Source organism: Tessaracoccus flavescens (assembly GCF_001998865.1).
GTDB lineage: Bacteria > Actinomycetota > Actinomycetes > Propionibacteriales > Propionibacteriaceae > Arachnia > Arachnia flavescens.
Genome location: NZ_CP019607.1, coordinates 1,442,580 through 1,467,113, shown reverse-complemented (window position 1 = coordinate 1,467,113; position 24,534 = coordinate 1,442,580). Strand labels below are relative to the sequence as shown.

Annotated in this window: 21 protein-coding genes and 3 pseudogenes; 16 read left to right on the top strand and 8 right to left on the bottom strand. The window is 69.2% G+C overall.

The annotated features are described in order from the left end of the window. Positions 1-59: 59 nt before the first annotated feature. From BW733_RS20065 to BW733_RS19290, 4 genes and pseudogenes are all read left to right on the top strand, one after another. A pseudogene (locus BW733_RS20065) lies at positions 60-424 on the top strand (FTR1 family protein); the annotation flags it as partial. Then, positions 391-774, top strand: a complete 384-nt coding sequence (locus BW733_RS20060; protein WP_152024823.1) for an imelysin family protein — start codon at positions 391-393, stop codon at positions 772-774. The pseudogene BW733_RS20065 and the gene BW733_RS20060, both read left to right, overlap by 34 nt. After that, positions 771-1,343, top strand: a pseudogene (locus BW733_RS19295) (Dyp-type peroxidase); the annotation flags it as partial. The gene BW733_RS20060 and the pseudogene BW733_RS19295, both read left to right, overlap by 4 nt. Before the next feature lie 128 nt (positions 1,344-1,471). After that, the gene (locus tag BW733_RS19290; RefSeq protein ID WP_237268330.1) at positions 1,472-2,038 is read left to right on the top strand and encodes a Dyp-type peroxidase; all 567 of its coding nucleotides are present in this window, start codon (positions 1,472-1,474) and stop codon (positions 2,036-2,038) included. On the opposite strand, the gene BW733_RS07080 is transcribed toward BW733_RS19290, so the two are convergent. Continuing rightward, positions 2,025-2,471: a hypothetical protein gene (locus tag BW733_RS07080; RefSeq protein WP_152024600.1), complete on the bottom strand. Its 447-nt coding sequence runs from the start codon at positions 2,469-2,471 to the stop codon at positions 2,025-2,027. The two genes, BW733_RS19290 and BW733_RS07080, sit on opposite strands and share 14 nt — an antisense overlap. Before the next feature lie 282 nt (positions 2,472-2,753). Between BW733_RS07080 and BW733_RS07075 the strand changes: the two genes are divergently transcribed. Beyond that, on the top strand, positions 2,754-3,857 hold the full coding sequence (locus BW733_RS07075) for a VanZ family protein (RefSeq protein WP_077349182.1): 1,104 nt from the start codon (positions 2,754-2,756) through the stop codon (positions 3,855-3,857). 30 nt (positions 3,858-3,887) lie between these two features. Here the strand turns inward: BW733_RS07075 and BW733_RS07070 are convergent, their stop codons facing one another. The 3 genes from BW733_RS07070 to BW733_RS07060 form a co-directional block, all read right to left on the bottom strand. After that, on the bottom strand, positions 3,888-4,832 hold the full coding sequence (locus tag BW733_RS07070; RefSeq protein WP_077349180.1) for a 1-phosphofructokinase family hexose kinase: 945 nt from the start codon (positions 4,830-4,832) through the stop codon (positions 3,888-3,890). Between the two features lie 99 nt (positions 4,833-4,931). Further along, a complete protein-coding gene (locus tag BW733_RS07065; RefSeq protein ID WP_077349178.1) occupies positions 4,932-7,001 on the bottom strand; it encodes an MDR family MFS transporter in 2,070 nt (689 codons plus the stop codon). Continuing rightward, on the bottom strand, positions 7,002-7,448 hold the full coding sequence (locus BW733_RS07060) for a MarR family winged helix-turn-helix transcriptional regulator (protein WP_077349176.1): 447 nt from the start codon (positions 7,446-7,448) through the stop codon (positions 7,002-7,004). A 107-nt stretch (positions 7,449-7,555) separates the two neighbouring features. Between BW733_RS07060 and BW733_RS07055 the strand changes: the two genes are divergently transcribed. Both BW733_RS07055 and BW733_RS07050 read left to right on the top strand, forming a co-directional pair. Further along, the gene (locus BW733_RS07055; RefSeq protein ID WP_161490166.1) at positions 7,556-9,190 is read left to right on the top strand and encodes a serine/threonine-protein kinase; all 1,635 of its coding nucleotides are present in this window, start codon (positions 7,556-7,558) and stop codon (positions 9,188-9,190) included. Positions 9,191-9,297: 107 nt separating this feature from the next. After that, positions 9,298-10,928: pseudogene (locus BW733_RS07050) on the top strand (IS1182 family transposase). Between the two features lie 194 nt (positions 10,929-11,122). Here the strand turns inward: BW733_RS07050 and BW733_RS07045 are convergent. Beyond that, complete coding sequence (locus tag BW733_RS07045) at positions 11,123-12,529, bottom strand: CCA tRNA nucleotidyltransferase (RefSeq protein WP_077352803.1); 1,407 nt, start codon at positions 12,527-12,529, stop codon at positions 11,123-11,125. Positions 12,530-12,716: 187 nt separating this feature from the next. Between BW733_RS07045 and BW733_RS07040 the strand changes: the two genes are divergently transcribed. Beyond that, the gene (locus BW733_RS07040) at positions 12,717-13,592 is read left to right on the top strand and encodes a mechanosensitive ion channel family protein (protein ID WP_077349172.1); all 876 of its coding nucleotides are present in this window, start codon (positions 12,717-12,719) and stop codon (positions 13,590-13,592) included. Between the two features lie 7 nt (positions 13,593-13,599). On the opposite strand, the gene BW733_RS07035 is transcribed toward BW733_RS07040, so the two are convergent. Then, the gene (locus BW733_RS07035) at positions 13,600-13,896 is read right to left on the bottom strand and encodes a winged helix-turn-helix transcriptional regulator (protein ID WP_202970302.1); all 297 of its coding nucleotides are present in this window, start codon (positions 13,894-13,896) and stop codon (positions 13,600-13,602) included. 216 nt (positions 13,897-14,112) lie between these two features. On the opposite strand from BW733_RS07035, the gene BW733_RS07030 reads away from it, so the two are divergent. The 5 genes from BW733_RS07030 to BW733_RS07010 all read left to right on the top strand — a co-directional run bounded on the left by BW733_RS07030 (position 14,113) and on the right by BW733_RS07010 (position 19,829). Further along, positions 14,113-14,502, top strand: a complete 390-nt coding sequence (locus tag BW733_RS07030; protein WP_077349169.1) for a nuclear transport factor 2 family protein — start codon at positions 14,113-14,115, stop codon at positions 14,500-14,502. 503 nt (positions 14,503-15,005) lie between these two features. After that, positions 15,006-17,378, top strand: a complete 2,373-nt coding sequence (locus BW733_RS07025) for a transglycosylase domain-containing protein (RefSeq protein ID WP_077349167.1) — start codon at positions 15,006-15,008, stop codon at positions 17,376-17,378. A gap of 60 nt (positions 17,379-17,438) precedes the next feature. Continuing rightward, a complete protein-coding gene (locus BW733_RS07020; protein ID WP_077349165.1) occupies positions 17,439-18,848 on the top strand; it encodes a glycosyltransferase family 87 protein in 1,410 nt (469 codons plus the stop codon). Between the two features lie 10 nt (positions 18,849-18,858). Then, positions 18,859-19,215 carry a hypothetical protein gene (locus tag BW733_RS07015; RefSeq protein WP_077349163.1) on the top strand — a complete coding sequence of 119 codons (357 nt, stop codon included), beginning with the start codon at positions 18,859-18,861 and terminating at the stop codon, positions 19,213-19,215. Positions 19,216-19,286: 71 nt separating this feature from the next. Then, positions 19,287-19,829 (top strand): DinB family protein, encoded by a 543-nt coding sequence (locus BW733_RS07010; protein WP_077349161.1) that lies wholly within the window; start codon positions 19,287-19,289, stop codon positions 19,827-19,829. A 161-nt stretch (positions 19,830-19,990) separates the two neighbouring features. On the opposite strand, the gene BW733_RS07005 is transcribed toward BW733_RS07010, so the two are convergent. Together BW733_RS07005 and BW733_RS07000 are read right to left on the bottom strand one after the other, a co-directional pair. After that, positions 19,991-21,013: an alanine racemase gene (locus tag BW733_RS07005; RefSeq protein ID WP_077349159.1), complete on the bottom strand. Its 1,023-nt coding sequence runs from the start codon at positions 21,011-21,013 to the stop codon at positions 19,991-19,993. Between the two features lie 4 nt (positions 21,014-21,017). Beyond that, positions 21,018-22,145, bottom strand: coding sequence for a lipid II:glycine glycyltransferase FemX (locus BW733_RS07000; RefSeq protein ID WP_077349158.1), 1,128 nt, complete (start codon positions 22,143-22,145; stop codon positions 21,018-21,020). A 75-nt stretch (positions 22,146-22,220) separates the two neighbouring features. Here BW733_RS07000 and BW733_RS06995 point away from each other — a divergent pair, with 75 nt between their 5' ends. From BW733_RS06995 to BW733_RS06985, 3 genes are all read left to right on the top strand, one after another. Next, positions 22,221-22,760 carry a P-loop nucleotide/nucleoside kinase family protein gene (locus tag BW733_RS06995; RefSeq protein WP_161490165.1) on the top strand — a complete coding sequence of 180 codons (540 nt, stop codon included), beginning with the start codon at positions 22,221-22,223 and terminating at the stop codon, positions 22,758-22,760. A gap of 84 nt (positions 22,761-22,844) precedes the next feature. Further along, the gene (locus tag BW733_RS06990; RefSeq protein ID WP_161490164.1) at positions 22,845-24,137 is read left to right on the top strand and encodes a glycosyltransferase 87 family protein; all 1,293 of its coding nucleotides are present in this window, start codon (positions 22,845-22,847) and stop codon (positions 24,135-24,137) included. 19 nt (positions 24,138-24,156) lie between these two features. After that, positions 24,157-24,528, top strand: coding sequence for an FKBP-type peptidyl-prolyl cis-trans isomerase (locus BW733_RS06985; protein WP_077352799.1), 372 nt, complete (start codon positions 24,157-24,159; stop codon positions 24,526-24,528). Positions 24,529-24,534: the final 6 nt, after the last annotated feature.

Here is a 24,534-nt window from a genome sequence, read left to right as displayed (position 1 = left end):
ACTTTGCACCCCGTCGGAGGTCTTTAGGTGCACCTTACCGATGAATAAAGGCAATACCGATGTTGGCTAATTTTCTGATTGGGCTCCGAGAAGGTCTGGAAGCCGCGCCGATCGTCAGTATCCTCATCGCCTACCTGGTGAAGTCCGACCGCCACAGCGACCTGCGCTACATCTGGACCGGGGTCGGCGTCGCCGTCGGCATCTCCCTGCTCTTCGGGGCGGTCCTGACCTACGGCCCCAAGGGCCTCACCTTCGAGGCCCAGGAGTTCATCGGCGGCACTCTCTCGATCGTCGCGGTCGCGTTCGTCACCTGGATGATCCTCTGGATGGCGACCGCGGCCCGCGGCCTCAGCAGGAGCCTGCGCGGCGCCTCGACGAGGCCACGCGACCCTGGCCGCTCGTCGTCGTCGCCCTCCTCGCCGTCGGCCGCGAAGGGCTCGAGACCGCACTGTTCATCTGGGCAGCGTCCAAGGCGGCCGCCCGCGACTCGGGCGCGACCGCCCAGCCGACCTGTGGGACTTCCAGGCGAACGTCGACGGCGCCAAGGTCGAGTGGGAGGGCTTTCGTCCGCTCCTGCAGCGCAAGGACGAGGCGCTGGACAAGCAGATCGAGGAGGCGTTCACGAAGCTGCAGAGCCTGCTGGACAAGCACCGCGAAGGCGAGGGCTTCGTCACCTACGACAAGCTCAGCGACGAGGATGTCAAGCAGCTCGCCGACGCAGTCAACGCGCTCTCCGAGCCTCTGTCGAAGATGTCCGGCGCGATCCTGTCATGAGCGACCTCAGCCGCCGCGGGCTGTTCGGAGCGGGAGGGGTGGGCGGCGCCGCAGCGGGCGCGCTCGTCCTCGCCACGGCCGGCTCGCGGCAAGAGGACGCGGAGCCCGAGGCCTCCGACGCCTACCCCTACCACGGCCCGCACCAGGCGGGGATCGTCACGCCTGCCCAGGACCGGATGCACTTCGCCGCCCTCGACGTCGCGGACGGGCTCGACCGCGAAGGCCTGATCGGCCTGCTCACCGAGTGGACCGTCGCCGCCGCGCGAATGACCCAGGGCGGATCGGCAGGAGAGCTGGACGCCATGTCCGGCAGCTACGACGCCCCGCCCGAGGACACGGGGGAGGCCTATGACCTTCCGCCTACGGGCCTGACCATCACGTTCGGCTTCGGGCCGACGCTCTTCGAGGACGCCTCAGGCAACGACCGGTTCGGGATCGCCTCGAGGCGTCCGGCGGCGCTCGAGCGGCTGCCGCACTTCGTCGCAGACAACCTCGATCCGGCCCTCTCCGACGGTGATCTCTGCATCCAGGCCTGCGCCAACGACCCGCAGGTCGCAGTGCACGCGGTGCGCAACCTCACGCGGATCGCGTTCGGGCGCGCAAGCCTGCGCTGGTCGCAGCTCGGCTTCGGCCGCACGTCCTCGACGAGCGTCAGCCAGTCGACCCCGCGCAACCTGTTCACTTCAAGGACGGGACCATGGGGGTGCGGGGCGAACAGACGGAGTTGGTCGACAGGCACGTGTGGGTGCCCGAAGGCGCCGACCCGAACGCCGCTTGGCTCACCGGTGGGTCGTACCTGGTCGCCCGCAAGATCAGGATGCAGGTCGAGACCTGGGACCGCGCCCCGATGCGCGAGCAGGAGAACATCGTCGGGCGCACCAAGCGCGAGGGTGCTCCCCTGTCGGGCGGCACTGAGTTCGACCAGCCCGACTTCCGGCTCGAGGGCCGCGGCGGTGTGCCCATCGTCGACGCCGCCTCGCACGTCGCCATCGCCCACCCCGACCACAACGACGGCGTGCACCTGCTCAGACGCGGCTACAACTACGTCGACGGCAACGACTCGCTCGGCCGGCTCTCTGCCGGACTGTTCTTCATCGCGTTCGTCACCGACCCGCGCACCCATTACATCCCGATGCAGTCCAAGCTCAGCCGCAACGACCTGATGATGGAGTACCTGCAGCACGTCGGCTCAGGGCTCTGGGCTGTACCACCCGGCGTCGCCGAGGGCGAGTACGTCGGGCAGGCGCTCTTCAGCGGGCGGTAGCCGGTCGTCCGGGGCGGCGGGTCCGCACCGCTGAACCCCGCCACCACCTCACCTCGCCTGCGATCAGCATGAGGAGGGCCGCCGCGCTGACGGCCGGCAGCGTCCAGCCCCAGCCCGTGTGGTCGCCGCCGCTGATCCCGAAGGCGTCCGCCATCGCGATGGCCGGCCCGGCCGACGCCCAGAGGTAGATCAGGCCGGATGCCGCTAGCACGCCGAGCAGCGAGTTCACCATCTGGCGGACGCTGATCCGCCCGGCGGCGAACACGCAGCACACGACGAGCGCCGCCACGATCGGCAAGCCGAGCATGACGACGCTCGCCGGCGTCCCCATGGAGTCGCCTGCGGCGCGGACCCCGTCGCCGATCTCGGCGAGGGTCCAGCCCGGCATGGCGGCGAGGGGGTTCAGAATCAGCACCTGCAGCATCGCCAGCACGGACCAGCAGACGACCGCTGACGCCCCCAAGACGGCAGCCACCCCCCACCGGCCATGCCCGGTCGCGCCAAGCCTCGCACCGTCACGCGGTGTCGAGCGCCACCCATCGCGGGTGGGCGGCGATCCGTCCATCGTGCACCTCCTGGGCATCGTGCCTGGTCACAGCCTTGCACAGGCTGCCTGCGACCCGGGTCGCTACCCTCTGCGACGAGGGTGTCCGGTGCGGGCGCGTGTCGCACCCGGCATTGAGCGGGTGCTCCGGAGACGGAATACTCGGGTGGCGTGATTGATGCGTGGACCTGGCCCGCCTTCGTGGGGGTGCTGTTCGGGGTGTTGGCCTTCGCGGCGCTCATCGTGCCCATCCTCGTGTGGGAGTCGCGCAGTCACGGTCAGATCCGCTTCATCCGCCTGATCGGCGCGGCCATGGTCTCCGTCTACGGCGTGGCGTTGATCGCCTACACGCTGCTGCCGATCCCCACGCAGGAGTGGTGCTCGACCCACCCCGTGCCAGGCCGGAACCTCACACCGTTCGCCTTCGTCGGCGACCTGATCGAGTACCACGCCCAGCACGGGGCGCGGGCCCTGCTGACGAGCTTCGTCTTCCTGCAGGTGGCGTTCAACGTGCTGCTCTTCATCCCCTGGGGAGCCCTCATGCGTCGCTTCTTCGGGCGCGGGATCGTGTTCTCCTTCCTCAGCGGCGTCGCCCTTTCCGCCTTCATCGAGGCGACCCAGACCACGGGCGGCTTCGGACTGTTCCCCTGTCGCTACCGCGTGGGCGACGTCGACGACCTGATCCTGAACTCGGCCGGGGCGTTGATCGGCGCGGTCGCCGCCCCCGTCGTGCTGTTCTTCCTTCCCGACCCGGATGAGTCGGCCCGCACCCGCCGCCGTCCGCGCCCCGTGACCCGGACCCGCCGACTGGTCGGGATGGTGATCGACGCGAGCCTTCTCATCGTGCTCCCCTCGCTGTGCCTGACCATCTGGCGCGTGATCTCGACGTTCGTGTTCAGCGACGAGACGCAGACCGAGGGTGCGTGGGACCGCTTCATCGCGACCGCCGTTGTCCTCGCGGCCCTGCTCGCGTTCCGTAGGGGCCGCGAGTCGCTCGGCCAGCGTGCGGTCTGGCTCCGCCCGACCTGGCCGGGAGGGATCGGATGGGGCATCGTCCCGCGGTTCCTGCTCGGCTTCGGGGGCTGGGGCGTGCTCGTCCTGCTATCCGAGCTGCCGGGGACCGGAACCCTCGACCGGATGGTCGACTTCAGCGGGACCGGCCTGGCGATCGCCTGCGTCGTCGGCGTCCTCGTGGAGCGCTCGGCCAAGGGACTCTCGCTGTGGTCCTCCGGAGGCGAGCTGATCGATTCCCGCTCGGCGTCGGAGCGCGACTGAAGCCCCAACCGTGCCCTCCGGCCTACCGGGTCAGCCCACCGGCTCGAACCGCACCTCGGAGAGGTTGGCCTTCGCGCGGGCGAGGAGGCCGTCACCGGTGAGACCTGCGACGTGGGCGGCTGCGGCGGCGAGCCCGTGGCGCACCCACTCCTGCTGGTCCTGGCTGCTCATCACGCCCCACACGAAGCCCGCGACGAACGCGTCGCCGGCCATCACCGACTGGATCGGTGCCTCGACGCGGCACGTCGCATGGATCCGCTTCCCGGACTCGTCGAGGTACTGCACGCCGTCCGCGCCCAGCGACACCAGCGGGATCCTCACCCCGGCGGAGCGGAACAGGTCGAGGGCCGCGCCGACATGGTCGTATGCCTCCGCGACGGCGGGGATCGCCATGATCTCGTCGTCGTTCGGCTTGAAGGCGAGCACGCCACGCACCTCCAGCGCATCCATGAGGGCCTCGTTCTGGGCGTCGACGATGACGTCTGCGCCTCGCTCGATCAGGCCGGCGGCGAGCGCGGCCCAGGTCTGCGACGCGAGCCCCTTTGACGTCGAACCGTTCAACGTCACGATGTCGCCCGGGCGGGTCTCGGCGAGCACCGTCTCGACCATGGGGGCGACCACCATGGGCGAGTCGAAGCTGTAACCGGACGCCATGAAGTGGGCCGCCACCTTCTCGCCCGTGGCGTCGACGAGGGTGAGGTTGTGGCGCGCGGTGCCCGGAACGCGGAACAGGCGGTGCTCGATGTGCTCGTCCGCGAGCCGCCTGGAGAAGTCGTCGTGGTCGTGCTCCCCGATCAGTCCGTAGGCCACGTGGGGGATGGCCAGCGCGGTCGCGGTCCTCGCGCAGCTGATCCCCTTGCCCGAGCAGACGCTCACGAACCTGTGCTGGGTGCCGCGGCCGCCCCAGCTGAGGCCGCTGACGCTGTAGTAGTCGTCGTAGCCGGTGTTCATGGTCACGGTCCGCAGGGTTCGCATGAGGCAACCCTATCCGTGGCGCTTCGGCAGCGGACGGGGGACGCCGACGGCGGCACCGCGCCTGAGCGCGATGCCGCCATCATGGCCTCGGGTGGTCGATCAGACCCGCTCGTCGTCCGTGCGGTTGAGCCGACCGCTCCGGCCTGAGATGTCGGCGAGGAACGCGACCGCGAGGTCGGTCGCGGCCTCCTGGAGGCGGCTCACGTCGACCGCCACGTGCTGCTCGGCCACCGTCGGCTCGACGCTCCCCACGACGGCGCTGCGGTCGACGTCGGACAAGACGGTGGCGAGGTCGATCCGCAGGTCGGGCGACAGGATCGATCCGCCCTTGACCCTCGAGGCGACCTCGGCCGCGTACTTCTCGCGGTCGGCTGCGATCTCCGGATCCTCCGTGACGAGCATGTCGCCCGCGATGTGGAGCAGCCGTTGCCCGCGGACCAGGTCGCCGGAGCCGATCTCCTCGACGGCGCGGCGAAGCATGGTGTGCTGCGGCTGTTCGGACTGCTCCGCCATCAGATGGAACCGGTAGCCCATGACGCGCTCGCGTGACCTGGCGCCTGTGGTGCTGGAGGAGTGGAACACCGGCACCACGTCGCCCTCATGGGCGGCGGTCTGGGCCATCGAGTCGAGCATCTCGCGCCCGGGGTCGTCGAGCGTCTCGCGCAGGGGAAGGACCTTGATGAAGAACGTCGCGATGAACTGGATCGCCAGCAGCGGGTACAGGAGCAGGAACACCCAGTGCAGCTGGTCGGCGATGCCTTGACGCACCGCGTCGGCCACCACGGGAGGCAGCCCGCTGAGCGCCGTCGGGTCGAGCACGGAGCCGGCGTCGAGCCCGCCCTCCGGCCGCGCCCAGCCCGCGCCCTCGGGGAGATGGGAGGCGATCGCCTGCTGCAGACCGGAGTTCATCACGGTGCCCATCAGCGCAACGCCGACGGTCGAACCGACGTTGCGGAAGAACTGGGTCGACGCCGTCGCCACCCCGAGGTCCCGCCTGGTGGAGGCGTTCTGGATCACCAGGACGTACTGCTGCGAGACCATGCCCATGCCGGTGCCGAGGATCACCATCGCGAGCGACAGCTGCCACGGGGTCGAGGTGTGGTTGAGCCGGGTCAGGAAGGCCACGCCGACGCCCATGATCACGATGCCGGCGAGCATCAGTTCCTTGTAGCGGCCGGTGCGGGTCACGACCTGGCCGGTCACGATGCCGAGCACCACGAACGTGATCATCAGCGGCATCAGGATCAGGCCCGAGCTGGTCGCGTTGACGCCGAGCGCACCCTGCGCGTAGACGGGGATGTAAATGATGGCGCCGAACATCAGCATCGCGAAGGCGAACACCGCGATGTTGGTGAGGGTGAAGATCGACGAGCGGAACAGACGCAGCGGGAGCACCGGCTCCTCGGCTCTCGTCTCGATGAAGATGAACAGCGCGAGCAGCAACGCACCCACGACGTACAGGCCGATGATCATCGGCGAGGCCCACGGGTAGGTGGTGCCTCCCCAGCTGGTGGCCAGCAGGATCGCGACGAGCGCGGCGCTGAGCGTCACCATGCCTGCGACGTCGACCTTCGCGTCGCGTGGGGTGTGCGGCGGGTGCAGGAACAGGGCGACCAGGATGAACGCTGCGATGCCGACCGGCAGAGCGATGAAGAACAGCCAGCGCCAACCGAGGTTGTCGGTGATCACGCCGCCTGCGAGCGGGCCGGCGACCGAGGTCAGGCCGAAGACGGCGCCCATGATGCCCTGGTACTTGCCGCGCTGACGGGCCGGAATGATGTCGCCGATGATGGTCTGCGACAGCGGCATGATCGTGCCCATGCCCATGCCCTGGATGGCGCGCCCGGCGACGAGCATCCAGAAGTTCGCGGAAAGACCCGAAAGCAGCGACCCGATCATGAAGATGATCAGGCCGGCGAGGAAGAACGGACGGCGCCCGTACTGGTCGGAGAGCTTTCCCGCGATGGGGACGACCACGGCCGACATGAGCATTGCCGCGGTCGCGACCCACGAGTAGTGCTCCATGCCGCCCAGTTCGGCGACGATGCGGGGCATCGCCGGGCCGACGATCGTCTGGCTGATCGACGCCGCGAACATGCCGATGATCAGGCCGATGAAGACGCGTTTCGACTCGGGTGAGAGACGAAAGGTCTCGGTTGGTTCAGACATCTAGTCTCCTTGGAGGCCGAGGCCGCGGCGAGCCTCGAGCGAGGAATTGAGCTGTGAAAGCAGGCGGGAGAGGTCGGCGCGGTCACCGTCCGACCAGTCGTCGAGTGCGTCGGTGACGGTGCGGACGCGGCGGGCGCGTTCGGCCTCGATGAGCTGAAGGCCCGCCGGGGTGAGCCGCGTCAACTGGGCACGGCCGTCGACCGGGTCGGGGATCCGTTCCGCGAGGCCGGCGTCGCACAGTCCGGCGATCCGGCGCGAGATCGTCGACTGGTCGAGTCCGACGACCTCGACGAGATCGCTTCCGCGGCGGGGCCGGTCGGCGAGGGTGACCATGAGCGTGAACTGGATGGGGCTCGCGAGGGCCTTCGCCGACGTCTGGTGTGCCGCCTGACCGAGGTTGGAGAAGAGCCGGAACAGCTCTTCAGACAGACCCTGGTTTATTTGCATGGTGCAAGCATATATCTCTTCACCGGGTTTGATGAAGACTCAACCAGATGGTGGAGGACTGGGCGGCCGATACACTCGCCTCACAACACCGACGCCTCAGGAGCACCATGTCCAACCGAGTTCAGCACGGGCCCGAGGGCCTCGTTCCTGGCTTCGAGTTGGGCGCCGCGATCGGCAAGGGCGGGTTCGCCACCGTCTATCGCGCACGGCAGATCTCGCTCGACCGTGAGGTCGCGATCAAGATCGACTCCCGGGTCCTCGACGACGAACGCAACCAGCGACGCTTCCTGCGGGAGTCCACCGCCTCGGCGCTGATCTCCTCTCATCCGCACGTCGTCTCGCTGATCGATGCGGGCACGACGCGCGACAACCGCCCCTATCTCGTGATGGAACTGTGCGACAACGGGTCGGTGGGGCAACTGGTGAAGCGGAGCGGCCCGATGCCAGCCCCCGATGTGGTCGAGCTGGGCATCGCCATCTCCAGCGCCCTCGCCGCGGCCCATGAGAAGGGCATCCTGCACCGCGACATCAAGCCGTCGAACATCCTGATCGACCCGTACGGCACCCCACGCCTCGGAGACTTCGGCCTCGCCGCCCTCCCCGCCGAGGGGGAGGTCTCCGTCACGCTCGAGGCCCTCACCCCTGCCTACGCCGCGCCCGAGGCCTTCGAGCAGGCCAAGCCGTCCAAGCGCGCCGACGTCTGGGCGCTCGGCGCCACCCTCTACTCGGTGCTGACCGGCGTCGCGCCACGGCATCAGGAGGACGGCTCTCCGCAGACCGTCGCCGAGATCATCCAGACGCTGTACCGCCCGCTGCCTGCCGCCCCGCACATCCAGGGCTCCGACCCGCTGCTCAGCATCATCTGGCGGGCCACCGCGCCGCAGGCCGAGCTGCGTTTCGCGGACGGCTCCGAACTCAACTCCGCACTGCTCGAGCTGCGCGGCCAGTTGGGGCGGCCGCACAACGTGCTTGCCGGTTCGGAGGTGACCCGCCTCACCCCCGGGCAGCTGCAGAGGCAGAAGTTTCCCGCGGCGACGCCGACCCCCGGCTCCGGTGGCGGTCCGCCGCTCCCTCCGACGCCCAACGCCCCGCTGAGTTCGCCGGGGAGTGCTCCGCAGCCATTCGCCGCCTCGATCGACGGCGCGACCCGCCCACGTCGGGCGTGGCCGGTCGTCGTCGGGGCCCTTGCGCTCGTCGCCGTCGGTGGTGGCGTCTTCGCCACCGCGCAGCTCCTCGGAGGCACCAACGCCGCCGACACGCCACCCGTCTCGGACACCACGCCGGTCGACAGCACGCCCAAGTCGCCCGAACTCTCGCCCGAGGAGTCTGAGCTCGAGCCCCCGGCGCCGACCGAGTCGGAGCCGAGCCCGCTGGACCCGAGCCTCCCAGAGGGGGTGCTCGTACCGTCCACCCCGACCTGTTTCGGTGGCCTCGTCACGATCAGCGGGTTCTACACCGCGAACCAGGTCGACTGCTCGGAGGAACACGCCTGGGAGGCGTTCGCGTACGGCTCGCTCGACGACGACATCGCCTCGGCAAACATCGACGACGTGGCCAACGACCCGGCGGTCATCGAGGCGTGCACCTACGCCAACCTCGGGACCTACACCGGCCTGCCTGCCGACACTTTCGACATTCAGGTGCTGCCTCCGAGCGAGGCCTCCTTCGAGGGCGGAAGCCGGTTGTTCCACTGCCTTGCGTCGACCCCGGAGTCGACCACGACGGGGTCCTTCCGCCGCTGAGCCCGCATCGGTGGGTCACGGCAAGGACGCGGTGTGGCCCTAGGACGGTGCTGAATAACCCGCGCGTCGCGGGGTGCTGATCGGGGTGGGCTTGCGATCCTTGTTTCATGCAGGGTGAGGCTGATCGGCAGCGGGAGCTGTTGGACGTGGAGGCGTTGGCGGGACATCTGTTGGTGCCGGGGAGCGTGTTCGCGTTCCTGGCCGAGCACCGGTTGCGGTTGTTCCCGCCGGAGCTGTTCGCCGACCTGTTTCCCTCGGGGCGGGGTCGGCCCTCGATCCCGCCAGAGGTCATCGCCTCGGTGCTGGTGCTGCAGTCCTTGTACGGGCACTCTGACAGGGAAGCGGTCGAGGCGCTCACGTTCGACCTGCGCTGGAAGGCCGCGTGCGGGTACGCGGTCGACGGGGCCGGGTTCCACCCTTCGACGTTGACGTACTGGCGTAAGCGGCTGGCCGCCAGCGAACGTCCGGACCGGATCTTCGAGGCGGTCCGCGAGGTCGTCATGGCTACCGGTGTCCTGTCGGGCAAGACGCGGCGGGCGTTGGACTCCACGGTGCTCGACGACGCGGTCGCCCGGCAGGACACGGTCACCCAGCTGATCGCCTCGATCCGCCGGGTCGGCCGCGACGTGCCGGGCGCGCACGCACTGGTGGTCCAGGAGTGCACCCGGTTGGCCGAGGTCACCGGCGGTGACTACACGGTCGCTGGCAAGCCGCGGATCGCCTGGGAGGACGAGGCCGCCCGGACCGAGCTGGTGAGCGCACTGGTGGGCGACGCCCTGGCCCTGCTGGCCGCTCTCGACGCCGCCCACCACGACGAGCACGGCGACCCGGACGGCCTGGCGCTGCTGTCCGAGGCGGGTGGGAAACCGGCCGAGGCCCTCGCGCTGCTGGCGTTGGTCGCCGGGCAGGACGTCGAGCCGGCGGAGGGTTCCGACGGCACCGACGGGCGGTGGCGCATCGCCCGCAAGACCGCGCCGGACCGGATGATCTCCACCGTCGACCCCGATGCCCGGCACGCGCACAAGACCCGCGAACGGCGTCAGGACGGGTTCAAGGCCCATGTCGTCGTCGAGCCGGACACCGGGCTGATGACGATGTGAAGCTGACGAAGACCAACGGGGCCGAGCACTCCGACGCCGCGGTGGGTGCCGACCTGGTCACCACCGACTCCACCCTCACCGCCACCCCTGACGCGCCGGTGCAGGTGCTCGGCGACTCCGCCTACGCCTCCGGTGACATGCTGGCCACGCTCGATGCCCGCAAGTGGGAACCGGTCCTCAAACCCTGGCCGCTGCGGCCGGCTGTCGAGGGCGGGTTCACCCTGGACGACTTCATCCACGACCCGGTCGCCGGGACGTTGACCTGCCCGGCCGGGCTCACCCGCGGCGTCAGTGCCAAGGGCAAGGTGACCTTCGGCGCCGCGTGCGCCGGCTGTCCGCTGCGGCAGCGGTGCACCACCGCCGAACGTGGCCGCAAGGTCACCCTGGGTGAGCACCACCAGCTCCAACGACAGCACCGCGAACGAGCCACCGACCCGGACTTCCAGGCCGTCTACCGACGGCACCGGCCGATGGTCGAACGCTCCATCGCCTGGCTCACGCGCGGAGCACGCCGCGTGCCCTACCGGGGCGTGGCCAAGAACGACGCCTGGCTGCACCACCGCGCCGCCGGTCTCAACCTGCGACGCCTCCTCAACCTCGGGCTCACCGTCCAGGACGGGACCTGGGCCATCGCCTGAGGGTGGGACCGGGGGCCGCTGGGCCCTTGCCACGCCGCCCCGATCGAGCGCAGGATGGCCTCAGGCGGGCGGAACGACCCCGACTGTCGCACCCCAGGGTGCTGACCTCACTGCCGCAAAGACGGCCTTGGCGGCGCTCCGCCCGCCCCCCTCACGCCATACCCGCCTCAGATCACACCTTGTTCAGCGCCCTCCTAGCCGTTGCGCTCGGCCCACCAGGCGCGCAGCAGGTCGACCGCCTCGTCCTCGGGGATCGGGCCGTGTTCGGTGCGGTGTTCGAGCAGGAAGGCGTAAGCCTGGCCCACCTCTCGGCCCGGCTTGAGGTCGAGCACCTCCATGATCTGGGTCCCGTCCAGATGGGGGCGAAGCGAGTTGAGCTCCTCCTGGGCGGCGAGCTCGTCGATCCGCCACTCCAGCTCCTCGTAGGCGCGACGCAGCCGCGTCGCGCGCTGACGGTTGCGCGTGGTGCAGTCGGCACGCGTCAGGATGTGCAGCCGCTCGAGTTCGTCGCCCGCGTCGCGCACGTAGCGACGGACGGCCGCGTCGCTCCACCCGCCGTCGGAGTAGCCGTGGAAGCGCAGGTGCAGATCGATCAGCTTCGCCACCGACTTCACGACGTGAGTCGGGTACGAGAGGGCCTTGAGCCGCTTGGTGACCAGCTTCGCGCCGACCACGTCATGGTGGTGGAACGTCACCTTCGGACCCTCGAAGCGCCTCGTGGCCGGCTTGCCGATGTCGTGCAGCAGGGCCGCGAGCCGGTTGACGATGTCCGGCTCGTGGCCGCGTGCCTTCTCCAGCTCGATGGCCTGGTCGAGCACGGTCAGGGAGTGCTCGTAGACGTCCTTGTGGCGGGCGTGCTCGTCGACCTCGAGCTGCAGCGCGGGCAGCTCGGGGAGGAACCGGTCGGCCAGCCCGGTGCGCACGAGCAGGTCGATACCCTCGCGCGGCGAGTCGGTCAGCAGCAGGCCGGTCAGTTCGGCCTGGATCCGCTCGACGGAGACGATGTCGATCCGCTCGGCCATCTCCTTCATCGCCTGGACGACGCCGGGTTCGACCGAGAAGCCGAGCCGGGCGGCGAAGCGGGCGGCGCGCAGCATGCGCAGGGGATCGTCGGAAAAGCTGATCTCGGGCGTCGACGGCGTGCGCAGGATGCCGTCGGCCAGGTCGTCGAGGCCGCCGTAGGGGTCGACGAAGGCGCGCGTGGCGATGTTGATGGCCATCGCGTTGACCGTGAAGTCGCGACGCACCAGGTCGCCGTCGATGTTGTCGCCGAAGGCGACCTCCGGCTTGCGGGACTCGCTGCGGTAGACGTCGGCGCGGAAGGTGGTGACCTCGATCTGCCAGTCGTTGCCCTCGGAGCGCTTGAGCGCCCCGATGGTGCCGAACTCCTTGCCGATCGCCCAGGTGGTCGGGGTGAACTGCTTCAGCAGGGCCTCGGTCTGATCGGGCGAGGCCGAGGTGGTGAAGTCGAGATCGTGCCCGAGGACGCCGAGCAGGGCGTCGCGCACGGAACCGCCCACCAGGTAGATCTCGTGCCCGGCGTCGGAGAAGAGGTTGCCAAGGTCGTCGATGACTGGCGCGATGCGCAGGAGTTCCTGCATCGCGTTGGTCTGGGCTTGGGTCAGGCTTGGCACGGGGGACAAGTCTACCGGGAGCGGTGCGATCGACCGACTCGCTCCGGCTGCGGGTCGACGCCCGCCCCGGTGCGGAGGTCGCCTTCGTCCGCCCACCGAGCCTCACGCGCGGGCCCTCCAGCGCGGCGGAGGTCGGGGCTGGCAGGCTTGGCCCATGGAAGATCTCTGGGAGAAGCTCCTGATGGCGGGGATCGTGGTGCTGGTCGCGCTGGTGCTGCGCCTCGTGCTCGTCTTCGTGATCAAGCGGTCGGTGCGCGTGCTCACGGCCAAGCAGAACACCCGCGAGCCTGACGCTGAGCTCGGCTCACGGGCCAGGCAGATCCTCACCCGGGCGGGCGGATTGGCCTCGCAGCGGCAGAAGCAGCGAATCGCGACGCTCGGCTCGCTGCTGCGCAACGTCGTCGATGTCGTGCTCGTCGTGATCACGCTGCTCACGGTGCTCGCCATCTTCGGCGTCCCGATGGGCCCGCTCATCGCGTCGGCGGGTGTCGGCGGCGTCGCCCTCGGCTTCGGGGCCCAGTCGCTGGTGAAGGACTACCTCTCCGGCATCTTCATGCTCACCGAGGACCAGTTCGGGGTGGGCGACCTGATCAAGGTCGGCGACCTCACCGGCACCGTCCAGGAGGTCACCCTGCGGGTCACGAAGCTGCGCGATCCGACGGGAACCGTCTGGTACGTCCGCAACGGAGAGGTGCTCACCCTCGGCAACGTCTCGCAGGGCTTCTCCACCGCGACGATCGACATCCCCGTCGCCATCGACGAGGACCCGGAGAAGGTGCAGGCGGTGCTGCGCAAGGCGGTCGGCAGCATGGCCGAGGAGCCCGAATGGTCGACCAAGCTGCTCGAGAACCCGAACGTGCTCGGCGTCGGCTCCACGTCGGGCGGGACGATGACCATGCAGATCAGCCTCAAGACCGGGCCGGATCAGCAGTGGGGGCCGACCCGCGCGGTCCGCGAGCGCGCCCAGCGGGCGCTCGCGGAGGCGGGCATCCGCGGTCCGATCCTCCCCGGAGGTGCGCCAACGCTCTGACCGGACCTCAGGTGGTCTGGACGGATCGCAGGATCGCATCGTCGACCGGCTCGTCGTAGCGGTCCTGTGCCGCGTGCACGTCCTCGACGTGCGACTCGGCCCACACCCGCAGCGCCTGCAGGGGCTCATGCAGGGTGCGTCCCAGGTCGGTGAGCCCATGGCGCACGACGCCTTCACCATCGGTCGAGCGTTCGACCATCCCGTCGCGTTCCAGCGCCCGCAAGGTGTCGGTCAGCACCTTCTTGCTGATCCCCTCTACCGCGCGGTGCACCTCGCCGAACCTGCGCGGTCCGTCATTAGGCATGACGACGAGCATCGCCGTCCGCTGGTTCGCGATCCGGGCAGGCGAGGCGCGCGAAGGGCAGCTCGCTGAAACACGTTGAAGTCGGCCACGCGCCCACCTTCCGTGGTGTCTGCCGAAGGTGCGGAAGCCGGCTTCACCCCAGGTCACGTTGAGGTAACCACCCTGCCCCCGGATAGCTTCGAAGGGCAAGCACAACTACCAGACAGGGGAAACCAGATGACTGCGATGGACACGGTGGCCAGCTACGGCGCTGCGATGGCGACAGGCGACCTGGAAGGCGTGCGCGCGGTCCTCGCGGAGGATGCGGTGTGGCACCAGCCGGGCGCCAACGTCCTCCGGGGACCACGTCGGCCCGGACGCGATCCTTGCCCACCTCGGCCGCTTCATGGAGCTCAGCGGGGCCCCTTCGCGCTCGCGACCGACAACGTCGCCCCGGCGGGGGACCTGGTTGTCACGACCATCCGGTTCAGCGCCCAGCGCCCGGGCGTGGAGCCCCTCGATCAGCACGGCGCTGACATCTTCAATGTGGAGGACGGCCTGATCCGCAAGATCTGGCTGATCAGCGAGGACCAGGCGGCCGAGGACGGCTTCTGGAACGCTGCCTGAGTGGGCCGCGCCGGTCTTGCTCTCTTCGGGTTCCTGCTCGTGCGCGCCTGGAACGGGAGCCACCCGGTCAGCGCCGCGACCTTCGGGATCCACCCCCCTCCGCGGCAGGGCCCAGACGATGGCGATCAGCGACCACGGCGGGACGGCGACCGGCCTCGTTGACGACCGGGGCCGACCCCCGCACGACCGCGGAGGACAGGTTTTTTGACGTCGCATCGTAGTCTGGATGCATGTGGTCCGAGCGCGGGACGGTCGTCGGCGCGCTGCACCCCCGGGTGAACTCCGGCGGTTCGCGGCGTCCCACGGGTGTTCATCCCGCGACTCAGGAACCCCGGTCGAGCCACTCGATCCGCGTCGCCCCGGCGGAAACCTCCGCCCCGACCCGGCTCATGCGGTGCCGACGGCACGCCAATCGGCGGCAGGTGGGGAAGACCACACGAAGAAGGCACCCGTCGGTCCCGGGCCCCACCCGGAACGAGGGTCGAAGACGGTCGAGGTAGAACATGGCTAAATCTGGCGCAAAGGCGAAACGCGGCAAGAAGACGAAGTCGCGCGCCCGCAGGATCTGGAGACGCATAGGCGTCACCCTCCTCATCCTGTTCATCGTGCTCGGGCTGGGCGGTGCAGGCACCATGCTGTACCTCTACAACGACACCCGACTGCCGGACGCGCACAGCGACTTCCAGACGAACACGACGTTCCTCTACTACCAGGACGGCAACAACCAGCTCGGCTCGCTCGCCGTGCAGAACCGCGTCAGCCTCACCTACGACGAGATGCCGCAGCTTGCGAAGGACGCCGTCATCGCGGCCGAGAACCGCAGCTTCTGGGAGGACCCCGGGTTCTCCGTGACGGGAATCGCGCGAAGCGCCTGGTCCATCGCCACCGGCGGTGAGGTCCAGGGCGGCTCGACCATCACCCAGCAGTACATCAAGATCCTGTACCTCGAGTCCGACCAGACCATGCAGCGCAAGATCAAGGAGCTCCTCCTCGCCACCAAGATGGGTCGTGAGATGAGCAAGGAGCAGATCCTCGAGGGCTACCTGAACACGATCTACTTCGGCCGCGGTGCCTACGGCATCCAGGCCGCTGCGAAGTCGTACTTCCTGAAGCCTGCCAGCGAGCTCACCGTCGCCGAGACGGCCGCGCTCGCAGCCATCCTCAACAACCCGGCCGGGTTCAACCCGTCCGGTGGCCAGGAGAAGCTCGACCGCCTCTACGGCCGCTACACCTACGTGCTGTCGGGCATGCTCGAGATGGGGGCCATCACCCAGGCCCAGTACGACGAGGCGAAGCCGCAGCTGCCGGAGTTCCCCGAGGTGCCGATCAACAACCGTTACGGCGGCCCGAAGGGCTACCTGATCAAGCAGATCGAGGACGAACTGGCCGCAAAGGGGTTCACCGAGGCCGAGATCCACGGTGGCGGGCTCAAGGTCGTCACCACTCTCGACAAGAACATGCAGACCGCCGCGATCCAGACGGCGCAGAAGTACACCGCGGAGGCGGCGGAGAACGCCGAGGGTAATCCCGACCCGGCCGACCTGCACGTCGCGATCTCCTCCGTCGACACCGCAACCGGAGGCGTGCTCGCCCAGTACGGAGGCGCCGACTACGTCGCCAACAGCCGCAACTGGGCGACGACCCCGCGCCCCGCTGCCTCCACGTTCAAGACGTTCGCCACCATCGCAGGCCTGCGCAACGGGTTCTCCCTCAAGTCGGTGTTCAACGGAAACACGTTCACCCCTGAGGGCGACGACACCCCTATCCGCAACGAGTTCCGGCGCCAGTACGGCGCAGTCACCCTGCGCAAGGCGACCGCCGACTCGATCAACACTGCTTTCGTGGACATGACCCAGCAGATGGAGGACGGCCCCAACCAGGTGATGAAGGCCGCGAACGACGCAGGCGCCCCGACGCTGAAGGACAAGGCATGGGACCCGATCAACCGCGTCGCCCTCGGCTTCGCGGAGGTCAGCCCCAACAACATGGCCAACTCCTACGCGACGCTCGCCAACTCCGGCCAGCGCAACGAGGTGCACATCGTCAAGCAGGTGCTGAACTCGAAGGGCGAGGTGCTCTACGAGGCCAAGCCTGCCAACGAGCAGACCATCGACAGCAATGTCGCCGCGAACGTCACCGACTCGCTCACCTCGGTGGTCGAGGAGGGCACCGGACGCCGCGCCGAACGGCTCGAGCGTCCCGTCGCAGGAAAGACCGGCACCAACGACTTCAACGGCGCCATCACGTCGGCCTGGTTCGTCGGCTACACCAAGCAGATCTCAACGGCCGTGATGTTCGTCGCAGGCGATGGCGGTACCGAGGACCTTGAGGACTACAAGCGGCCGCAGGACTCCACCTTCTTCGGATCGACCTACCCACTCATGACCTGGGTCGACTTCATGGAGCTCGCCTCTGCAGGCATGCCGGTCGAGGAGTTCGACGAGCCGAAGCCGATCAAGGCGGACAAGGGCGACACCACCGACGAGAGCCAGCGTCCTGCTCGCGACGAGACCGAGGACCCGGAGAAGTCCGACGAGCCGAGCCCCGAGCCCTCCAGTTCGCCGACGGCAACCGAGGCGCCGACGAGCGCTCCTGCATCGACACCGCCTCCCACGCAGGAGTCGACCGAGCCGACGAAGGAGCCCTCAAAGCAGCCGTCGAAGCAGCCATCCAAGGAACCCACCAAGGAGGCGACCACGCCTCCGCCCAACACCTCCGAACCGGTCGAGCCGACGAAGGCCCCGACCACCCAGGCACCGCCCCCTGAGCAGGGCGACAACTCCGGGGGTGGCAATACCTCCGGGGGTGGCAACAGCGGCGGAGGCAACCAGGGCAACGGTGGGGACTCCTCCGGCGGAGAGACGGCTGCTCCGTAGTCGCTCACAGTGGTGGCAGCCACGACGGGTTTCGCCGTGGCTGCGGCTACAGTGAGGCGCGTGGACAACGCGATGCTGCCCCGCCTCGGCGGCCCCATGGGCCGACATGCGCGCCCTCGGGGCGCCTGGTTCGACCCGCGACCCACGATCGTGCTCGCGGCGAGCGTGCTGTTCGTCATCCTCTTCCTGCGCCACATCCCCTGCGTCCAGACCGACGCAGCCAACGCGGTCAACGCCTACATCCGGGTCTGCTACTCGGACATCCAGACGACCTTCCTCAGCCAGGGGTTCGGCCAGGGCCGCTCGCCCCTCGGCGCGGACTCGCTGCTGTTCTCGCCCCTCATCGCCGTCATCATCCTGCTCACGAGGAAGGTCTCCTCCGGCATCTTCAACGCGCCGGTCACGCGCAGCGCCGACCTGCAGGCCCAGATCGACTCGAGCCTCACCTTCCTGGCCCTCACCACCGTCGGGCTGTTCATCTGCTTCGTGATCGCCTCCCTCGCCATGTCCTACCTGGGCCGCGACGCGCGAGTGGGCAGGCCATCGTGGGACGGCATGCTGCTCGCCGCCTCGCCGATCGTGCTCGCGTCCGGGCTGATCTCCTGGGACCTGGTGCCGATCGCGTTCACCCTGCTCGGCCTCGTCCAGTTCGCCCGCGGCCGCGTCTTCGAGTCGGCGATCATCCTCGGCCTCGCCGCGAGTGCGGGCACCATGCCGATCGCCGTCGTGCTCGCCATCACCGTCGCCTGCGGGCTGCGTTCCGGGTGGCGGACGGCGCTCAGGTTCGGGCTCACCTCCGTGGCCACCTTCACGCTCGTCCACCTCCCGCTGCTGATCGACAACTTCGACGCCGTCTACGCCTTCTACCACCAGGAGATCAACAAGCAGACGGGGTACGGCTCCATCTGGTACCTCGCCTCGCTGCTGGGGGCGCCGACCCGCGACACGGGCTCGCTAGCGTTTCTCCTGCTCGTCGCCTTCCTCGGCATCCTGATCGCCTGGCTGTACGTCTCTGGCAAGCGCCCGAGGATCGGGTCGTTGGTCGCCGTCGTGATCCTCGCCGCCACCATCCTCGGCCCCGCCTATCCGCCTCAGGCGTCGCTGTGGGTGCTGGTCGCGGCCATCCTCGCGCGTCCGTTCCCGCCTGAACTGATCGCGCTGACCGTCGCCGAGGTCGGCTACTACCTGGCGATCTGGGGCTGGCTCGGAGGGGCGCTGACCACCAACCAGTCGGGCCCGTACCTGCTGTACTGGCTTGCCATTGCGCTGCGGGCAGGAGTCCAGGCCTGGATCCTCGTCGAGTCCATGCTGGACATCGTCCGTCCCGCCCGCGATGCCCTCCGCTCACCCGACGCGCCCGATCCGCTCGGCGGAGTGCTCAATGACGGCGACGTGCTGGCGCCGGTGGCCGCGCCGGCCGAGACCGACCTCCTAACGGACCATGGCGTCGCACCGCAGGCGACCGGCTAGCCGCCGCACGATGGCCGAGCTCGTCGCCGACGCGCGTGCCAACCCGTACGTGCAGTGGCGGGCAGCCCTCGTCCCCGGACAGCGCAACGCCGACGACATCATCAGCACCCCGGACGGCACCGCCATGGAGCTGCTGTTCGACGAGATCGACCCCGAGGTGGCCCGGAGCGAGGTGGAGTCGGGCGCGCTCGTGGTGTGGGGTGGGTGCGGTTGCGGCGACACCGACTGCGGGGAATTGGAGTGGCCAGACATCGACGAGCTCGGTGAGGCGGAGCCACGGTTCGACTGGGCAGGTCTGTGGCAGGCAGGCCAACGACGGGTGGTCTTCGCGCACGGTTCCGTGCGCTGGGGACGCTTCGTCCGCTGAAGTCTGCTGGCTTCGTCGGGATTCCCACGCAGGTCCTGCGCGCGCGGCTGCGGTGGCGCTAGCGTCGGAACATGTCCGAGATCATGATTGACGAACAGGGCCGACCCGAGCCCCCTGCCTCGGCAGGAGAGGCGGCGACGCTGCTCGGGTTCCTTGAGTGGCTGCGCGGGACCATCGCCTGGAAGACCGACGGCCTGACCGACGCCCAGCTTCGCCACAGCCTTCCCCCTACCTCGATGACGCTCGGCGGGATGCTCAAGCACCTCGCCTTCGTGGAGGACTACTGGTTCAACCACACCATCGGCCGCGGCGAGCCGATCGAGCCGTTCAACAGCGCCGACTGGGACGCTGATGAGGACTTCGACTGGAACAGCGCCGCCCACGACGGCGGCGACGAACTGCGCGCGCTGTGGCGCACGGCGATGGACCGCTCACGCACCCTCGTCAATGGGCTGATCGAGTACCAGCCGGGCGCCATGGAGGCCGTCCACGGGCCTGAGGGTCGTCGTTACAGCCTGCGCTGGATCCTCACCCACATGGTCGAGGAGTACGCCCGTCACGCCGGCCACGCCGACCTGCTGCGCGAGAGCATCGACGGCCTCACGGGGGAGTGAGGCGACCCCTCTGTGTTCCTTGAGCAGCCTCCGCTCGACGCAGTCACGCGAGGCCTCGTCGAAAGGTTCTGGCCACGACCGCAGACCCGCCTGAGGGCTGTGGCCGGGATCGCGGACGGCGGCGCCGCTGCTTCAGGGCGGACCGCACGAGGAACGGTGGGTCAGGCCCAGCGGATCTCGTCGGTGGTGACCGTCGTCATCCGTGTGGTCACCGGGATCTCGTCGCCCACCTTCACTCGGGCCTCGCCCGGCATGAAGATCATCGACGAGTGCATGTGCGGGGGCTCCGCGAAGTCGCGCTTCCTGCCTGCCACCTCGTAGGGCGACAACGTCCGGCCGACCGCGTCGAGCACGCCCTGGGCGATCGTCACGCCTCGCTGGCGCAGCGACCGCTGCGGGACGGGGGCCGCCATCGCGACCCCGTGCGCCGTGCCGCCGGAGACGATCAGGAGGTGGCCGTCCTTCGGTGCCTTGTGCTGGTGGTAGCCGAGAGCGGCGCCCTTGGCGATCGGGTGCACGTCGAGCACCGTCGCGGTGGTCCGGTAGGCGCCCTTGTCGCCGAGCCACAGCCGGGTGCCCACCCGCATGTGGGTCTCGACATCGAGCTCGTCGTGGAGGGCCCTGTAGTCGGCGACGCTCAGGTGGGACACCCAGATCGGTCCGGGCCGCACGGCGAGGCCGGCCCGCGCGAGCCGACGCGCCTCGGCGAGCGAACCCGTCGCGGGAAGGTGGATCGTCCAGCCCTCGAAGCGCAGGCGGTCGAGGTCGTCGGGGTTGATCTGACCCGGTTCGAGGCCGTGACGGTGCATCGACGTCTCGATCTCGACGATCACCCGCGTGCCCGGATGCTGCTCGGCCAACGCCTTCAGGTCCTCCACCCGCGAGATGGTCACGATGACGGACGGGTCGACCAGCTGCGCGGTGGCGAGCTCGTCGAACGGACGCCACGGGTTCAGGACGACGACGTCGCCGGTCCAGCCCCCTGCGCGGACGAGGTCGACCTCCTGGGCGATGCCGACGGCGATCGTGCCGAGACCGAGCACCTGGGCCTGCCCGGCGAGCTGCGCGAGGCCGAAGCCGTAGCCGTTGCCCTTCGCGACGGGGACAAGTCCGGGCACCTCGCCCAGCAGATCCCTCTGGTGCGAGGTCCAGCGTTCGCGGTCGATGGTCAGCGTGAGGGGCATCGGGTCACCGCCGCTTCAGGTAGAGGTTGAAGGCGAAGTGCAGGGGCTTGTTGATCGCGTAGTCCCATTCGCCGAGGTAGGCGACAGCCTCGCCTCCCGTGCCGACCTTGAACTGGATCAGCCCGATCTCCGGGTCGTCGGCCCCGACCCCTTCCGTGATGCCGCGCAGGTCGTAGACGGCGCAGCCCGCCGCGTTCGCGTCGCGGATCATCTGCCACTGGATGGCGTTCGAGCCGCGAACCTCACGCTTGGCGTTGGTGGAGGCGCCATAGGAGTACCAGGCATGCTCACCGACCTGCACCATCGTCGTGGCCGCCACCAGATCGCCCTCGTGTTCGGAGAGGTACAGCTTCATCCGGTCGGGGCGCTCGGCGTTCAGCTCGTCCCACATCTTCTCGAAGTACCCAAGCGAACGGCCGGTGAAGCCGTCGCGCTCGGCCGTCTCGAGATAGATCCGATGGAAGTCGGCCAGCTCGGCGCGCGTGCCCGTTCGGACGGTGACGCCCTCCTTGGTGGCCTTCTTGATGTTGCGCCGCCACAGCTGGTTCATGCCCTTGAGGAGCTCATCCTCGGACTTCTGCGTGCCGTCGGGGTGGCGCAGCGGGAGCTGGAAGTTGAACATCGGCTGGCCGGCCGCGAAGCCGTGGCCCGTCTCGTCGGTCACCCAGCCGGCATGGATCAGCTCGTTGCGGGCACGCGTGGCGACCAGGACGGTCTCATCCGGCGTCATCTCGGAGAGACGCGTGATGCTCTCATCGGCGATCGCGGCCTTGATGGTGGCGGGCGACCACCGCCGCTGGACGATGGCCGGTCCGATCCGGACCGCGAAGGCGCGCCGCTTCTTCGCGTGGGCGACAAGGGCGGAGAGGTGCTCGCCGAGGTCACTGCGGGACCAGTCGAGCACCGGCCCCTCTGGAAGGTAGGCCAGGTAGCGCTTCAGCTTCGGCAGCTGCCGGTAGAGCACGAGACCGACGCCGGTCAGCTGGTCGCCGTCGAAGAAGCCGACGGACTTACCACGCCATTCGGACTTCACGCGCGCCCAGGCCGGCGTCTGCAGGAACGAGGCCGATCCGCGCTGGTCGATGAAGCCGAGATGTTCCTCGGCGGAGATGGGACGACAGGTGATGCTCACAGCAACAGGCTACCGGGCGGGCCCGGCCGGGGATCATTTCGGCGTGTGCGACCGCGATGTCGTAGCGTCTCGGGGATGGACGGGTCGAGGCTGATCGTGGTGTCCGGGCTGCCGGGCGTGGGGAAGACGACGCTCGCGGACGGTCTCGGGTCGACTCTGCGGGCGGTTCGGGTCAGCGTCGACCTCGTCGAGGACGCCCTCCTCGGCGCCGGGCTCCCCGCCGACTGGACGACGGGCGTCGCGGCCTACGAGGCCGCTCGGGCGGTGGCGGAGGAGAACCTGGCGCTGGGGCACACCGTCGTGGTGGACGCGGTCAACGACTCGTCGCCCGCGCGTGAGACCTGGCAGCGGGCAGCCGAGGCGACCGGGGCGCAGCTGATCACGCTCCTGCTCGTCCTCGCCGACCTCGACGAACATCGGGAGCGACTCAACGGCCGCGACCGCGGTCTGGCCCACGTGCCGGAGCCCGACTGGACCGAGGTGGAGGCCAGGGCCCGGGCCTTCGAGCCATGGGAGGGCCAGCACGCCGTGCTGGACACCTCGGCGGCGCCGGTGGATGTCCTGGCTGCGGCGCTTGCCGCGCTGGACCCGGCTGAGCCCCCGACCGCCGCGTGAATCGGGCCTCGGTGTCCACCGGGCGGTTTGACGCGGTCTGATCGCAGAAGCGGTGCCCCTCCTGGCAGTGACACAATGGCCGCCATGGAGACCTCGCCGCACCCGGCCCGGGCCCGTGTCGCCGAGATCGCGGGACGGGTCCTGGACAACTGGGCCTTCCGGATCCTCGCGCTCGCCTCGGTCGGGGTGGGGGCGTTCCTGCTGCTCTACGGGGTGCCGGGACTCGAGGAGTTCTGGATGGCGAAGCGGGGTGCCAACGTCTACCGCACCGACCTCGACGTCTACCGGCTCGGAGGACAGGTGCTGCTGCAGGGCGGCGACCTCTATGGACGACTGCCCGACATCGAGCTGGGCGCCAACCTGCCGTTCACCTATCCGCCGATCGCCGCGATTCTGTTTGCGCCGCTCGCGCTGATGCCGCTCAAGGTCGCCTCCGCGCTGTTCACCGTCGTCTCGATCGTCGCCTTCGCGGTAGGGGTGTGGGTGGTGTCGAAGGAGGTGAGCGGGCTCACCGGGAGCCGCGCCGCCTGGTTCGCCGTCGCGCTCACCGGCGCGACGATGTGGATCGGACCGATGCGCGAGACCATCTGGTTCGGGCAGATCAACAACGTGCTGATGGCCCTCGTGGTGATCGATCTGATCGCCCTGCGTGGCCGGAAATGGCAGGGCTGCCTCGTCGGCCTCGCGCTGGCGATCAAGCTCACCCCGGCGGTGTTCCTCGCCTACTTCCTGGTCCGGAAGCAGTGGCGGGCGATGCTCGTCGGGATCGCCTCAGCACTCGTCTACACCGCGATCGGGTTCGCCGTCACGTGGCGTGACTCGGTCACCTACTGGACCGAGACCATCGTCTCGACCGACCGGATCGGCAACCTGGCCTACCTTGCCAACCAGTCCATCAACGGCCTCGTCCAGCGCCTGATCCTCGACGACACCACCGCGAGCATCGTCTGGTTCGCCTCCTGCGCAGTGCTCGGGCTCAGCCTGCTCTGGCTGATGTGGCGACTCTCCGCCGTTGGCCTCGAGGCGGCGGCCATCGTGACGATGGGCCTGTACTCGCTGCTCGCCTCGCCGGTGTCCTGGTCGCACCACTGGGTCTGGTGCGTCCCCGCCATCCTCGTGCTCGCGTTCCTGTGGCGCACGGAACCGGCCCCTGTCGCCTGGGTCGGGGGAGCGGTCGCAGCGCTCGGCGTGTGGGTCTTCTACTCGCGGATCATCTGGGAACAGCCGATCGTCGACGACGGCGTGGTCCAGTGGACACCGTGGCAGCAGGTGCTCGGTAACGCTCAGACGCTGTGGGCCCTGCTCGCGCTCGCCACGCTGTTCCTGGCGGCGTGCTGGCCCCGACGTCGGCCTGACCCGGAGGTCGCGGCCGGGTAGGCTCGGCACCATGACCAACATGAACGAGAAGCCAGAGGTCGACTTCCCGGGCGGCGAGCCCCCGGCTGACCTTGTCATCACCGACATCGTCGAGGGCGACGGCGCAGAGGCCAAGGCCGGCGACGTCGCGCACGTCCACTACGTGGGTGTGGCCTTCAGCTCCGGCGAGGAGTTCGATTCCTCCTGGAACCGTGGCGCACCGCTGTCCTTCCCGCTCGGCGGCGGCCGGGTCATCCAGGGCTGGGACCAGGGAATCCAGGGGATGAAGGTCGGCGGTCGCCGTCAGCTCACCATCCCGTCCCACCTCGCCTACGGCGATCGCGGTGCCGGTGGCGTCATCGGCCCCGGCGAGACCCTGATCTTCGTGTGTGACCTCGTCGGCCTCAACTGAGCCGAG